Below are 12,225 nucleotides of genomic sequence, written 5' to 3' on the forward strand. Positions count from 1 at the left end.
CTCGATCGTCGCCAGCTCGATCGACGTCCAGTCAGCCAGATCCCAGCCACTCCTCGACCTCCTCCGGCGTCCACCGGACGTCAGGGAAGTCGTGATCGCCATGGCGTTCATCGATCGGGTGGTGGCCCACCAGCAGCAACGTGCCACCCGGGGCGACGGAATCGCCGAGCGCCCGGAACAGCGCCGTCAGCGCCGGCTGGTCGAGGTACATGAACTGCGCAGACACCAGGTCGTAGGCTCCCGCGTCGCCCGGCCAACCATCGAGGTCGACCCGACGCCACTCCACGTCGACCCCGGCGTCGGCAGCATGGGCCGCCGCCTTGTCGAGGCCGACCTGCGACACGTCGATCGCCGTGACCTGCCAGCCCTGGCGGGCCAGCCAGACCGCGTCAGCGCCTTCTCCGCAACCGACCTCGAGGGCCGTGCCGGGCGTCAGCGACGACACCCGGTCGACGAGCTGCGGATTCGGGTTGCCGCTCCAGATCCGATCCTCGGACCCATAACGCTCATCCCAGAAACCCTCGCTGAACACGTCCTGGCTCATCTAGCCCGCCTCACTCGCTCTTCGTCCCACACCGGTTCATCCGACTCGTACAGCTGTCCGTCGGCGCCGAAGACGACGAACCGATCGAATCCGCGGGCGAACCACCGGTCGTGGGTCACCGCCACGACGGTGCCCTCGAATGTACTGAGCGCCGACTCCAGTGCTTCGGCCGACTCGAGATCGAGATTGTCGGTCGGCTCGTCGAGCAGGAGCAGCGTCGCGTGGGCGAGCTCGAGCAACAGGATCTGGAACCGCGCCTGCTGACCGCCCGAGAGCTGGTCGAATCGCTGGTCGCCGGCCTTGGCGAGGCCGTACCGGTCGAGCGCCTTGGCCGAGCCCTCATGCCCCATGCCCTTCCGGTGCCCGTCGCCGTGATGCAGGATGTCGAGCAGCGTACGGCCCATCAGTGATGGATGCTCGTGCGTCTGCGCGAACCAGCCAGGACGCACTCGCGAGCCGAGCCGGGCCATGCCGGTGTGCTCGACCGGAGGCGGCACGACGTCACCGACCGGCTCGTGCTCGAGGTCGGGGCGCGAACCACCCGCAGCCAGCAGCCTGAGGAAGTGCGACTTTCCCGAACCGTTGCTGCCGAGGACCGCGACTCGTTCGCCGAACCAGATCTCGAGGTCGAACGGTTTCATCAGCCCGGTCAGCTCGACCTGCTCGGCGGTGACCGCCCGCTTGGCCGTGCGTCCGCCCTCCAGCCTCATGCGCAGGTTCTGCGCGATCGGGACGGCCTCGGGCGGGCCCTCCCGCTCGAAGCGTTCGAGCCTGGTCTCAGCCGCCTGCAACCGTGAAGCCATGTCGGAGTTGAACGTCGACTTCTGCCGGTACATGATCACGAGCGCCTTCAGCTTGGCCCGCTCCTCGTCCCACCGCAGCCGACGTTCCTCCAGCTTGGCGTTGCGGTCGATCCGAGCCTGCAGGTACGTCGAGAACCGGCCCCGGATGCACCCACGCCGTGCTGCCCGCCGCGCCGGGCTCGAGCGTGGCGATGCGTTGCGCCACCCGTTCGATCAGCTCGCGGTCGTGGCTGACGAACAGGACCGTCTTGGGCGACTCGACGAGCTGTTCCTCCAACCAGCGCTTCGCCGGCACGTCGAGGTAGTTGTCGGGCTCGTCGAGCAGCAGCACCTGCTCGGGCCCACGCAGGAGCGCCTCCAGCACGAGACGCTTCTGCTCGCCACCGGACAACGTCGAGACCTGGCGGTACTGCGCCTGCTGGAACGGCACACCCAAGGCGGCCATCGTGCAGACATCCCACATGGCCTCGTGCTCGTAGCCACCCGCATCGCCCCAGTCGACGATCGCCTGCGCGTACGCCATCTGGTCGCGTTCCTCGTCGCGCTCGATCATGAGCAGCTCGGTGCGCTCGACCTCCTCGGCCGCCTCTCGAACAGCCGTGGGCGCCACTGATACGAGCAGGTCCCGCACCGTCGTCTCGTCGCGCACCGAGCCGATGAACTGACGCATGACGCCCAGCCCGCCTGTTACGGTCACCGCGCCCGCATGGGGATCGAGGTCACCCGTCGCGATCCGGGTCAGAGTCGTCTTGCCGGTGCCGTTGGGTCCGATCAGCGCGACCTTCGCGCCCTCACCGACCCGCAGACTGACGTCGTTGAGCAATGGCCGCCCGTCGGAGAGCGTGTAGTTGATCGTGTTGAGCTCGAGGTGTCCCACCCGTCCATCCTGGCAGCCAAGGCTACGAAGGTCACACTGACTGAATCGGCCATCAGGACGCCCGTACCATGGAGGAATGGCAGTCGTCACTGAAGAAGTCGTTCTCGAAGCACTCGGCACCGTGATCGATCCCGAGATCAAACGCCCCATCACCGAGCTCGGCATGGTGGACGGCGTCGTGATCGAGGAATCCCAGATCACCGTCAAGCTGCTGCTGACGGTATCGGGCTGCCCCCTGAAGGACACCCTCAACCGTGACATCACCGCCGCCGTCGGCAAGGTCGCGCCAGCCGCCGCCGTCGTCGTCGACATGGGCGTCATGACCGACGAGCAGCGCAAGGACATGCAGACGATGCTGCGCGGCGGCCGCGCTGATCGCGAGGTCCCCTTTGCACAGCCCGGCTCGCTGACCAAGGTCTTCGCGATCGCCTCAGGCAAGGGCGGCGTCGGCAAGTCGACCGTCACGGTCAACCTGGCCCTCGCGATGGCCAAGCGCGGCCTCAAGGTCGGCATCGTCGACGCCGACATCTACGGCCACTCGATCCCCGACATGCTCGGCGTGGGCGACGTGCGCCCCACGCAGGTCGAAGAGATGATCATGCCCGTCCCGGTCAAGGGTCTCAAGGTCATCAGCATCGGCATGCTGAAGCCCCGCAAGGACCAGGTCGTCGCGTGGCGTGGTCCCATGCTCGACCGTGCCCTCGTGCAGATGTTGAGCGACGTCTACTGGGGCGACCTCGACGCCCTCCTCCTCGACCTCCCGCCCGGAACCGGCGACATGGCGATCAGCCTCGGCCAGCACCTGCCCAATGCCGAGATCGTCGTCGTGACGACCCCGCAGCCGGCAGCAGCCGACGTCGCGGAGCGGGCCGGCACGATGGCCTCGATGATGCACCAGCGTGTCGTCGGTGTCGTCGAGAACATGTCCTACCTGCAGCTGCCTGGCGGTGAGCGCATGGAGATCTTCGGTTCCGGCGGAGCAGTCAAGGTGGCTGAGACGCTCAGCGGCCGCTTCGGCTACGACGTCCCGCTGCTGGGACAGATCCCGCTCGACCAGACTCTGCGCGAGGGTGGCGACGCCGGCGATCCGATCGTCGAGTCCGACCCCGACTCCGAGTCGGCCAAGGTTCTGCAGGGAATCGCCGACCAGCTCAGCGGCCGCTCCCGCGGCCTGGCCGGCATGCAGCTCGGTCTGGCACCCGCCGGTCGCCTGTAAGGTCGCACCATGTTCGGCATGGGCGTACCCGAGATCGCCGTCATCATGGTGGTCGCCCTGCTGGTGTTCGGCCCCGAGAAGCTGCCTGAGCTGGCCAAGCAGGCCGGAAGCTTCGTCCGCACCCTGAGGCAGATGGCCGACAACGCCAAGAACGACCTGGGCCGCGAGATGGGCCAGGACTTCTCCGACCTCGACCTCAAGGACCTCGATCCGCGCGAGATCGTGCGACGCAACTTCCTCGAGGACGACACGACCCCCGCTGTCACCAAGGAGATCCGCATCCTGCGGCCGGGTGAGATCCCGCCGTTCGACTCCGAAGCCACGTGACAGCGGGATCGCGCCTCGGCCTGCGCCTGCTGTTCGGTCTGGTTCTGCTCTCGCTGCCTGTCATGGTCGTGGTCCGCGAGCAGAAGGGTGAGTTCTACCCTGCGTTGTACCAGCCGGCGTTTGACTCCTTGTCGATGCGCGGTGACGTCTTCGAGCAGCGCCAGCCCGTCATCATGGTGCTCGACGCGGCCGGTCGACGCCATCGGGTCGACCTCGTGCAGCTGATCGATGCCCCGGACGTCGAGCGGTCGTTCGTGCTGGGATTGTCACGATCGGCGATCGGAAGCCCGCCCCGCATGGGTACGCCAGCTGCGCTCGACTACCTGCGCGAGCGCCTCCCCCAGTCGGCATCGACGCCCCCGCGACGGTGCAGGTCACCTGGTACGACCTGGCGATCACACCCCCCGACGTCACGTCTGCCCGGCGAACCGCGACCTCCATGACCTACACGCTGGACCTGCGCTGATGAATCTCGGCGGGCGGTTCGACGCGTGGGTCGTGCGTGGCCCCTTCACCGCAGCGGACCTGGCGCGCTACCGCGTCATCTACGCAGCTTCCGCGCTCCTGCTGCTCCCCCGCCCCGAGGGCCTGTCGCAGCTGCCCGCATTCTTGTGGAAGCCCCCGCTGGGCCCGTTCAGCTGGTGACCCAGCCTCCCCCGCACGCCGCGCTCCTCGCCGTCACCACGATCGAGATCGCGGCCCTCGCGCTGCTCCTGGTCGGCGTGCTCCCGAAGATCGCGTCCTTGACCGCCGGGCTGACGTTCATCCTCGCCGACGGGCTGAGCCACAGCGACGGGACGATCCACCACTACGTGCTGCTGGGTGTCATCCCCCTGGTCCTGTGCTGGACCGGATGGGGGCGCCGTGCCAAGCCACCTCAGTGGCCGATGCGGCTGATGGCACTGATCATCGGCGTGGCCTTCGGCACCGCCGGCATCGCCGAGCTTACGGGCTGGCTGGCTCGACACCTCGACCCAGTCGACCCGCGCACACTTCCTCCACGGCTATCTCATGGGCGGCGAGGACCGTTTCCTCGCTCCGCTTGCGGCCCGCCTCGACAGCTCCGTGCTGTGGGAGCTGCTCGACTGGAGCACCGTCGTCCTCGAGCCCGCCGTGCTCGTGACGGTGGTCAGCTGGACCTGGTTCCGCCGGACGTTGCTCGCCGTCGTCGCCTTCCATGTCGGGGTCCTGCTCGTGCTCAACATCGCCTTCGCGGCCAATGTCGTGGCGTACGGTGCCTTCGTGCGCTGGTCCCGGTGGTGGCCCGACGCGGGCCGACGTCGCTGTGCACCCGCGACGCTGGTCGCGGTGGGCACCGGTGCCGCCGTCACGTCCTGGCTCGTCGCGGCGACGATCTCACCGACCGCCGAGCTCTACGTCAAGGGGGCGTTCGTCGTCACCGGTGCCGTCGTGGCGCTGATCCTGTGCGTCAGGAGGCGGCTCAGGCCGCTCGCATCCACGACGTCATCCGGGTGAGTCCGTCACCGACCCGGTCGATCGGCCCCGACGACGGCCGGCCGTGCGGGAGCTCGCTGACGACCCGTTCGACCCGGGATCGGTCGGCATCGGTCACCACCGTGTAGACCGTGCCCCGGTCGTCCCACGTCACCACCAAGGGCGTGCCCTCACGCACCCGAGACCTGAGCACCGGCCATCGTGGTCGACGAGAAATCGGTCAGACCGCGCTGGTCCAACGCACCCGTCTGCTCGACCAGGGTGAGCCTCGCGGCCCCGTCGGTGTACTCCAGGACGACTGACTGCCCGTCGTCGGTCAAGGCGCCGGACGTCCGGTGGAGATCTCCCGCCAGCGTCTCGTGGCACGGCCAGCCCGAGCTCTGCAGGTCGGTCATGTCGGAGTCGCTGATCACGGCTCTGGCCCCCGTCGTCGGGGTACCTACGAAGTCTGCGACGTACCCGTCGTACTGCGGTGCGACCTCGTCGCCCACCCGCGGCTCACCGCCGCCGACCGCATAGGCCGCCGTCACGACCGCGAGCGAGGCGCCCACGAGCATGACCCCCATCCGCACCGGGACCATGCGGCCCACTCGGGTCAGCCAGCTCTCACGAGGCGGTGGATCGAGCGCGAGCCCAGCCAGCGACGCCAGCAGGGCGGCAGGCGGCTCCGGGGCCTCGACCGTCGACATCCGCGACTTCAGCAGCCGCTGCTGGCGGACCGAACGCTCACACTCGTCACAGGAGGCCAGGTGGGTCGACGCAGCCTGCATCGCGGCGGCGGACAGCTGTCCGTCGACGAATGCGGCGACGTCGTCTCCGAGATGGGCCATCAGGCTCCGATCGGCCCCACGAACCGGGTGCGCCCCTGGGTCGGCGCACGATGAGCGAGTGCCTCCCGCAGCGGGTCCGACCGCGATGGATGCGGGATCGAACCGTGCCGAGCTTGATGCCGAGGACGTCGGAGATCTCTTCGTACGACAGTCCCTCGACGTCGCACAGCACGACCGCGACCCGGAACTCGTCAGACAGCGACGACAGCGCCATCTCGATGTCGGGATCGAAGTTGGCGTCGTGGACGGCCGACTCTGGCAGCACCTCGGCGCTCAGGAGACGCTCCTCGGCACCCTCGCCGAAGCCGTCCATCCGCACCCGCGACTTGCGTCGCACGCGATCGAGGAACAGGTTGGTCGTGATGCGGTGCAGCCAACCGGGGAAGTTGCCCGGCTCGTACGTGTCGAGCGAGCGGAACACCCGGATGAAGACGTCCTGCGTGAGGTCTTCGGCGTCCTGGCGATTGCCGGTCAACCGGTACGCCAGTCGGTAGACCCGCGCAGAATGCTCCGCGACGATGGTCTCCCAGTCGGGGGGAGCCTGGTCCAGCGTTGCCGTTGCCACGTCATCAGCCTTCATGTATCGATCGTCCTCGGTCTACCTGAGAGAACGCACAGAGCCACCTGACTGTTCCCCATTTCTCCGCCGAGCCCTTACCCGTGAGCCTGCCGGGAGTTCGGCAGGCGCGCCGATAGTCTGGTCCCAACGACTACTGAGGAGCCGACCATTACCACCGCAGCCAGCCTGGCCTTTGCCGAGGACCACCAGAGTGAGGACGAGCATCTCGCAGCGGCACGACGCCGTGGTGACGAGGTCGGCGTGGTCCCCGTCGGCCCTGGTGCGGGTGCAGCGCTGTCGTTCCTGGCCTCGGCCGTGGCGGCTCGATCGATCGCCGAGATCGGCACCGGAACAGGTGTCTCGGGCCTGTGGCTGCTGCGCGGCATGCAGCCCGACGGCGTGCTCACCTCGGTCGACCTCGAGGCCGAGCACCAGCGGCTCGCCCGCGACACGTTCACCGAGGCGGGTTTCGCCCCACAGCGCTTCCGGTTGATCGCCGGAGCGGGCCTCGACGTCATGCCGCGGCTGACCGACGCCGGTTACGACCTCGTGTTCCTCGACGGCGACAAGGTTGAGTACGGCGAGTACCTCGACCAGGCCCTGCGGCTCGTCCGCCCCGGCGGGCTCATCGTGTTCGACAATGCCCTGTGGCACGACCGGGTCGCTGACCCGTCGCAGCGCGACCCCGAGACGACGGCGATCCGCGAGGTCGTCCAGCGCGTGGCGACAGACGAGCGCCTGCGCAGCATCCTGCTTCCACTGGGTGACGGCCTGCTGGCCGCCCAGCTGCTGCCCTGACGCTGACGAGGTGGTTGTCGCCCCGCGAGGAGAGCGACAACCACCTCGTGGGCTCCAGTCGTCGGTGCGGCCGTGCTCGAAATGGCTGCTGGACCTAAATCCGGCAGGACCCCGGACGACCGCGACGATCTCGCACGGCTCGATCAGGATCGGAGCCGATCCGATCAGCTTCGACACCGGTGACCCGGCGGCCACCTCGGTGAACGATGCTTGGAACTCGGCTCGGGCCTCGTCGGAGACGAACACGTAGCTGCCTTCGAACCAGGCGCCCTTGTGCGCGCGCCACGACTTGAACCGCAGCCCGTCCAGCGCCGCAAACTTGGCGAAGGACTCATCCTCGACATACGACCGCAGCGCACGGAGCGTCCCCTTCGGTGCGTCTGTCAACGACCACCGCACCGTCAATCCATACATCAGATGGCTTTGAGCGCGTCGCCCAACGTGGCAGCTTCCTCGTCGTCGAGCTCGACGACCAGGCGTCCTCCACCTTCGAGCGGGACGCGCATGACGATGCAGCGTCCTTCCTTGGTGACCTCCATCGGGCCGTCTCCGGTCCGTGGCTTCATGGCGGCCATCAGTTCCCCTCTCGTCTGGATCTTCCACCCAACGGGCGAAGCGTGTCTGCCATTATCGCCTATAGCGAGTCAGGTTTCGACCGCAGTCCCCCATAGGAGACAGATATGAACGTTCCTGAGCCCGCCCCGGTCACGTATCGCGTGGCAGATGGGGTCGCGACGGTGACGCTGGACCGTCCAGAAGCGATGAACAGCCTGACACTTTCGGCCAAGGTCGCCCTGCGCGACGCACTGCACGATGCAGCGTCCGACAGTGCCGTGCGCTGCGTGGTGCTGACCGGTTCGGACGCTCGTTCTGCGTCGGTCAGGACCTCAACGAGCACGTCGCATCGATGGCCGACGCGTCGGCCGGACCGTCCACGACCGTCGTCGACCACTACAACCCCATCGTCACGGCGATCGCCACGATGCCCAAACCGGTCATCGCGGCGGTCAACGGCATCGCGGCCGGCGCCGGCTCGTCCATGGCGTTCGCGGCCGACTTTCGCATCCTGAAGCGTTCCGCCGGGTTCAACACCGCCTTCGCGGCGATCGCGTTCTCCTGCGACACCGGCGCCTCGTGGACGCTGCCGCGGCTCGTCGGGCACGCCCGCGCAACGGACCTGCTGCTGCGCCCCAGAAACGTCTCAGCGGCCGAGGCACTCGAGATCGGACTGGCGACCTCGGTCGTCGACGACGACGCCTTCAGTCGGCTGTCGAGACGCTCGCGAACGAGCTCGCAGCGGGCCCGACGCTGGCCTACGGTGCGATCAAGCGGGCGTTGGCGTTCTCGGCCACCCACGACCTGCCGTCCTCGCTGGAGCACGAGGGGCAGAAGATGGCCCTGACCGGCGCCTCGAAGGATCACGCCACAGCAGTCAAGGCGTTCTTGGCCAAGGAGAAGCCGGTGTACGAGGGACGTTAGGCGAGCTTGCGGTCCTGCTCCCAGGCCAGGGCTGCAGCGCGGACCTGCCTCGGCAGACTCGCTGGCTGCCAATGCATCGGTGGCCTGGCGCAGGTCGACCCGGGCCGACTCGAGATCGGACTGGGCCGAGTTGACGTCGGCCTCGAGCGCAGCGCTGCGGGCCCGCTCGGCCGAGAACCGCTCGCGTGCCTGAGCCATCTCGATCTCAGCGGTGACGATCGCGTCGCGCAGAGTCGCGATCTGCGAGTCGCGCAGGCTGACACGCTGACCCATCTGCTCGGCGAAGGCAATGTGCTCGCGCGACTTCACGACGGCGGCCTTGCGGTTGTCGTCGGCCAGCTTGGCCCGATCACGCGCCCAGTCGCGACGCACCTGAGCGATCTCGTTGGACAGCAGCCGACCTGCCACGACACCGACGACCGCGGCATAGACCGCGGCGATCACCAGGACTGGCACCGTCGCCACGACGAGGCCGACGACGGCGACCACGACAGTGGAAAGGAGCAGTCCGGCGGCGGCAACAGCACGGCGGGAGCGGGGAATTCTCCGGTTCGACATGTGGGGATCGTAAGCCAGCGGTCAGTCGAATTCTGGGAGGCACGCTCGGCGAATGGGTCACACCCGCCGGGCGACGCAGCCAGCCAGGTGGTCGTTGACCATGCCGGTCGCCTGCATCAGCGCATATGCGGTGGTCGGACCGAAAGAACCGAAAGCCCTTCTTCTTCAGGGTCTTGGCCATCGCGACCGACTCAGCCGTCGTGGCCGGCACGTCGGCGTACGACGTGGGCGCCGACCTGGGTGCCGGGGCGAACGACCACAGCAGGTCCGAGAACGACTCGTCGAGCTCGAGCAGCGTCCGGGCGTTGCTGATCGTGGCCTCGATCTTCATCCGGTTGCGCACGATGCCGGCATCGGTGAGCAGGCGCGCGACGTCCGGCTCGCCGAATGCGGCGACGGTCTCAGGGTCGAAGCCGGCGAAGACCTCGCGGAACCGGTCACGCTTGCGCAAGATGATGGCCCACGACAGGCCCGACTGGAAGGCCTCGAGCGACATGCGCTCGAACAGTGCCTGGTCGCCGCGAAGCTCACGGCCCCACTCGGTGTCGTGGTACTCGATCATCGCCGGATCGTCGCCCCACGGGCACCGCAGCACCTCCGCCACGTTCAGGCCCGATCCTTGGCCACGAAGTACGCGACCGCCTCGTCGACGTCATCGGTCACGTGCAGCATGTCGACGTCGGCCTGACTGATCTTGCCGTCGGTGAGCATCGTCGTCGCGCAACCAGTCGATGAGGCCGCCCCAGTACTCGGTGCCGAACAGCACGATCGGGAACGACGTGATCTTGCCGGTCTGCACCAAGGTCAGCGCCTCGAACAGCCGTCCATCGTGCCGAAGCCGCCGGGCAGCACGACGTATCCCTGGGCGTACTTGACGAACATGGTCTTGCGCACGAAGAAGTAGCGGAAGTTGACGCCGAGATCGACCCAGTCGTTCATCCCCTGCTCGTGCGGCGGCTCGATGCCGAGACCGACTGACACTCCCCCGCACTCGCTCGCGCCGCGGTTGGCTGCTTCCATCGCTCCGGGGCCGCCGCCCGTGATCACCGCATAGCCCTCGGAGCAGAGCTTGCTGGCGATCTGCTGTGCCGCCTCGTACATCGGGTCATCGGGCTTGGTGCGCGCCGAGCCGAACACACTGACCGCTGGCCCCAGCTCGGCCAGCGCGCCGAAGCCCTCGACGAACTCGGACTGGATGCGCATGACCCGCCACGGGTCGGTGTGCACCCAGTCGCTCGGGCCACGAGAGTCGAGCAGCCGCTGATCGGTCGTGGAGTCGGGCAGCTGATCGCCCTTGAGACGGATCGGTCCGCGGCGGTGGATGGGGCGTGACGTCATGGAGTGAGCCAATCTGTGAGAACTTCGAGCACCCGGTGCAGGTGCTCGACGGGGACCTGCTCGTCGGCCTTGTGGGCGAAGATCGGGTCACCGGGGCCGTAGTTGACCGCCGGCACCCCGAGGACGCTGAACTGGGCGACGTCGGTCCAGCCGAACTTGGGTCGGGGCTCGGCACCAACAGCGGCCACGAAGGCCGCAGCGGCAGGTTGCTGCAGGCCCGGCAGGGCACCGGGTGCCGAGTCGGTGACGGTCAGGCCGAAGCCCTCGAACGTCTCCTGCAGATGCTCATGCGCCTCGGCCTCGGACCGATCGGGCGCGAACCGGAAGTTGACCGTGACGACTCCCTCGTCGGGGATGACGTTGCCAGCCACCCCGCCGCGGATGCCGACGGCGTTGAGCCCCTCGCGGTACAGCAGACCGTCGATCTCGACCTCGCGCGGGACGTACGTGTTGAGCCGGTCGAGGACCGGGCCGAGTGCGTGGATCGCGTTGGAGCCCATCCACGACCGCGCCGCGTGCGCCCGCTCGCCCGTCGTCCGGATGTCGACCCGCATCGTGCCTTGGCAGCCAGCCTCGACACCGGCGTCGGACGGCTCCATCAAGATCGCGAAGTCACCGGCCAGCAGCTCGGGACGTTCGCGTGCCAGCCGGCCCAGCCCGTTGAACTCTGCGGCGATCTCCTCGGCGTCGTAGAAGACGTAGGTCACGTCGCGTACCGGCGCTGCCATGGACGCCGCAAGCTTCAGGGCCACCGCGACGCCGCCCTTCATGTCACACGTGCCGAGCCCGTGCAGGACGTCACCGACCAGGCGGGACGGGAAGTTGCCGTTGGCCGGGACGGTGTCGAGGTGCCCGGCGATGACGACCCGCTCGCTGCGGCCCAGGTGTGTGCGGGCCACGATGGTGTGCCCGTCGCGCACGACCTCGAGGTGGGCGAGTCCCAGCAGCGCGTGCTCGACGCTGTCGGCGATCTCCTGCTCGTCAAGGCTCTCAGAGGCGATGTCGACGAGGGCTGCGGTGAGGCTGACGATGTCGGTGTTCAGGTCGATGATGGCCACGGGATCACTCTGCCACGCCCGCCAGCGACGCCGTCACCGCCGCTCGAACACGCAGAACTCATTGCCCTCGGGATCAGCCATCACGGTCCATTGGTCGTCCTCGGTCGGCTCGGCCAGCACCGTGGCGCCGACCGACACCAGGTCGCCGACCGCCGCGCCGGGTTCGAGCGTGACGTCCCAGTGCAGGCGGTTCTTGACCGTCTTGGGCTCAGGGACGGTGCAGAAGTCGAAGGACTCGACGGGAGCACCCGGGATGTCGTCGAGGTAGGTGTAGTCGTCGGCCTGCCCAGCGTGCCGCCCCAGACGTCGGCCCACCAGGCGCCGATCTGACGGTGGTCGACCGAGTCGACGCCGACGTCCTTGAGCGCCGGAGCCGGCGCATC

Annotated in this window: 14 protein-coding genes and 5 pseudogenes; 7 read left to right on the plus strand and 12 right to left on the minus strand. The window is 68.2% G+C overall.

Annotated features, from left to right (window positions below):
- Positions 1-31: 31 nt before the first annotated feature.
- Complete coding sequence (locus tag ACHMWU_RS04750; protein ID WP_396041927.1) at positions 32-544, minus strand: class I SAM-dependent methyltransferase; 513 nt, start codon at positions 542-544, stop codon at positions 32-34.
- A pseudogene (locus ACHMWU_RS04755) lies at positions 541-2,224 on the minus strand (ABC-F family ATP-binding cassette domain-containing protein). Before ACHMWU_RS04755 ends, ACHMWU_RS04750 begins: the two are co-directional and overlap by 4 nt.
- A 76-nt stretch (positions 2,225-2,300) precedes the next feature.
- Here ACHMWU_RS04755 and ACHMWU_RS04760 point away from each other — a divergent pair.
- The 4 genes from ACHMWU_RS04760 to ACHMWU_RS04775 are packed head-to-tail and all read left to right on the plus strand — an operon-like array spanning position 2,301 to position 4,412.
- On the plus strand, positions 2,301-3,440 hold the full coding sequence (locus ACHMWU_RS04760) for an Mrp/NBP35 family ATP-binding protein (RefSeq protein WP_396041928.1): 1,140 nt from the start codon (positions 2,301-2,303) through the stop codon (positions 3,438-3,440).
- Positions 3,441-3,449: 9 nt separating this feature from the next.
- Positions 3,450-3,767, plus strand: a complete 318-nt coding sequence (locus ACHMWU_RS04765) for a sec-independent translocase (protein ID WP_396041929.1) — start codon at positions 3,450-3,452, stop codon at positions 3,765-3,767.
- On the plus strand, positions 3,764-4,210 hold the full coding sequence (locus ACHMWU_RS04770; protein ID WP_396041930.1) for a hypothetical protein: 447 nt from the start codon (positions 3,764-3,766) through the stop codon (positions 4,208-4,210). Before ACHMWU_RS04765 ends, ACHMWU_RS04770 begins: the two co-directional genes overlap by 4 nt.
- A gap of 22 nt (positions 4,211-4,232) precedes the next feature.
- A complete protein-coding gene (locus ACHMWU_RS04775) occupies positions 4,233-4,412 on the plus strand; it encodes a hypothetical protein (protein WP_396041931.1) in 180 nt (59 codons plus the stop codon).
- Here ACHMWU_RS04775 and ACHMWU_RS04780 read toward each other — a convergent pair.
- Positions 4,402-4,533: a hypothetical protein gene (locus tag ACHMWU_RS04780; RefSeq protein ID WP_396041932.1), complete on the minus strand. Its 132-nt coding sequence runs from the start codon at positions 4,531-4,533 to the stop codon at positions 4,402-4,404. The genes ACHMWU_RS04775 and ACHMWU_RS04780 overlap by 11 nt on opposite strands.
- Before the next feature lie 245 nt (positions 4,534-4,778).
- On the opposite strand from ACHMWU_RS04780, the gene ACHMWU_RS04785 reads away from it, so the two are divergent.
- On the plus strand, positions 4,779-5,243 hold the full coding sequence (locus ACHMWU_RS04785; protein WP_396041933.1) for a hypothetical protein: 465 nt from the start codon (positions 4,779-4,781) through the stop codon (positions 5,241-5,243).
- Here ACHMWU_RS04785 and ACHMWU_RS04790 read toward each other — a convergent pair.
- From ACHMWU_RS04790 to sigE, 3 genes and pseudogenes are all read right to left on the minus strand, one after another.
- Complete coding sequence (locus ACHMWU_RS04790) at positions 5,209-5,400, minus strand: hypothetical protein (protein WP_396041934.1); 192 nt, start codon at positions 5,398-5,400, stop codon at positions 5,209-5,211. The two genes, ACHMWU_RS04785 and ACHMWU_RS04790, sit on opposite strands and share 35 nt — an antisense overlap.
- A complete protein-coding gene (locus tag ACHMWU_RS04795; RefSeq protein ID WP_396041935.1) occupies positions 5,393-6,052 on the minus strand; it encodes an anti-sigma factor family protein in 660 nt (219 codons plus the stop codon). Before ACHMWU_RS04795 ends, ACHMWU_RS04790 begins: the two co-directional genes overlap by 8 nt.
- Positions 6,052-6,632 (minus strand): annotated as a pseudogene (sigE, locus tag ACHMWU_RS04800) (RNA polymerase sigma factor SigE). Before sigE ends, ACHMWU_RS04795 begins: the two are co-directional and overlap by 1 nt.
- 147 nt (positions 6,633-6,779) lie before the next feature.
- On the opposite strand from sigE, the gene ACHMWU_RS04805 reads away from it, so the two are divergent.
- Complete coding sequence (locus tag ACHMWU_RS04805) at positions 6,780-7,409, plus strand: O-methyltransferase (protein WP_396042939.1); 630 nt, start codon at positions 6,780-6,782, stop codon at positions 7,407-7,409.
- Positions 7,410-7,822: 413 nt separating this feature from the next.
- Here ACHMWU_RS04805 and ACHMWU_RS04810 read toward each other — a convergent pair whose 3' ends face one another.
- Positions 7,823-7,984 (minus strand): DUF3117 domain-containing protein, encoded by a 162-nt coding sequence (locus ACHMWU_RS04810; protein WP_396041936.1) that lies wholly within the window; start codon positions 7,982-7,984, stop codon positions 7,823-7,825.
- Between the two features lie 186 nt (positions 7,985-8,170).
- Between ACHMWU_RS04810 and ACHMWU_RS04815 the strand changes: the two are divergent.
- Positions 8,171-8,811, plus strand: a pseudogene (locus ACHMWU_RS04815) (enoyl-CoA hydratase/isomerase family protein).
- 692 nt (positions 8,812-9,503) lie between these two features.
- Here ACHMWU_RS04815 and ACHMWU_RS04820 read toward each other — a convergent pair.
- From ACHMWU_RS04820 to ACHMWU_RS04840, 5 genes and pseudogenes are all read right to left on the minus strand, one after another.
- Positions 9,504-9,563 (minus strand): hypothetical protein, encoded by a 60-nt coding sequence (locus ACHMWU_RS04820; protein ID WP_396042941.1) that lies wholly within the window; start codon positions 9,561-9,563, stop codon positions 9,504-9,506.
- 85 nt (positions 9,564-9,648) lie between these two features.
- Positions 9,649-10,008 (minus strand): annotated as a pseudogene (locus tag ACHMWU_RS04825) (DNA-3-methyladenine glycosylase I); the annotation flags it as partial.
- A 44-nt stretch (positions 10,009-10,052) separates the two neighbouring features.
- Positions 10,053-10,784, minus strand: a pseudogene (locus ACHMWU_RS04830) (TIGR00730 family Rossman fold protein).
- Positions 10,781-11,842, minus strand: coding sequence for a succinyl-diaminopimelate desuccinylase (gene dapE, locus ACHMWU_RS04835; RefSeq protein ID WP_396041937.1), 1,062 nt, complete (start codon positions 11,840-11,842; stop codon positions 10,781-10,783). Before dapE ends, ACHMWU_RS04830 begins: the two are co-directional and overlap by 4 nt.
- Positions 11,843-11,875: 33 nt before the next feature.
- The gene (locus tag ACHMWU_RS04840) at positions 11,876-12,157 is read right to left on the minus strand and encodes a VOC family protein (protein ID WP_396041938.1); all 282 of its coding nucleotides are present in this window, start codon (positions 12,155-12,157) and stop codon (positions 11,876-11,878) included.
- Positions 12,158-12,225: the final 68 nt, after the last annotated feature.

This window comes from Aeromicrobium sp. UC242_57, assembly GCF_044452305.1.
GTDB lineage: Bacteria > Actinomycetota > Actinomycetes > Propionibacteriales > Nocardioidaceae > Aeromicrobium.

Excerpts from the sequence above, each read along its gene's own strand:
- ACHMWU_RS04750 (WP_396041927.1), bottom strand. The coding sequence starts at position 544 with ATGAGCCAGGACGTGTTCAGCGAGGGTTTCTGGGATGAGCGTTATGGG.
- ACHMWU_RS04760 (WP_396041928.1), top strand. The coding sequence starts at position 2,301 with ATGGCAGTCGTCACTGAAGAAGTCGTTCTCGAAGCACTCGGCACCGTG.
- ACHMWU_RS04775 (WP_396041931.1), top strand. The coding sequence starts at position 4,233 with ATGAATCTCGGCGGGCGGTTCGACGCGTGGGTCGTGCGTGGCCCCTTC.
- ACHMWU_RS04810 (WP_396041936.1), bottom strand. The coding sequence starts at position 7,984 with ATGGCCGCCATGAAGCCACGGACCGGAGACGGCCCGATGGAGGTCACC.
- ACHMWU_RS04795 (WP_396041935.1), bottom strand. The coding sequence starts at position 6,052 with ATGGCCCATCTCGGAGACGACGTCGCCGCATTCGTCGACGGACAGCTG.
- ACHMWU_RS04785 (WP_396041933.1), top strand. The coding sequence starts at position 4,779 with ATGGGCGGCGAGGACCGTTTCCTCGCTCCGCTTGCGGCCCGCCTCGAC.
- ACHMWU_RS04780 (WP_396041932.1), bottom strand. The coding sequence starts at position 4,533 with ATGAACGTCAGCCCGGCGGTCAAGGACGCGATCTTCGGGAGCACGCCG.
- ACHMWU_RS04765 (WP_396041929.1), top strand. The coding sequence starts at position 3,450 with ATGTTCGGCATGGGCGTACCCGAGATCGCCGTCATCATGGTGGTCGCC.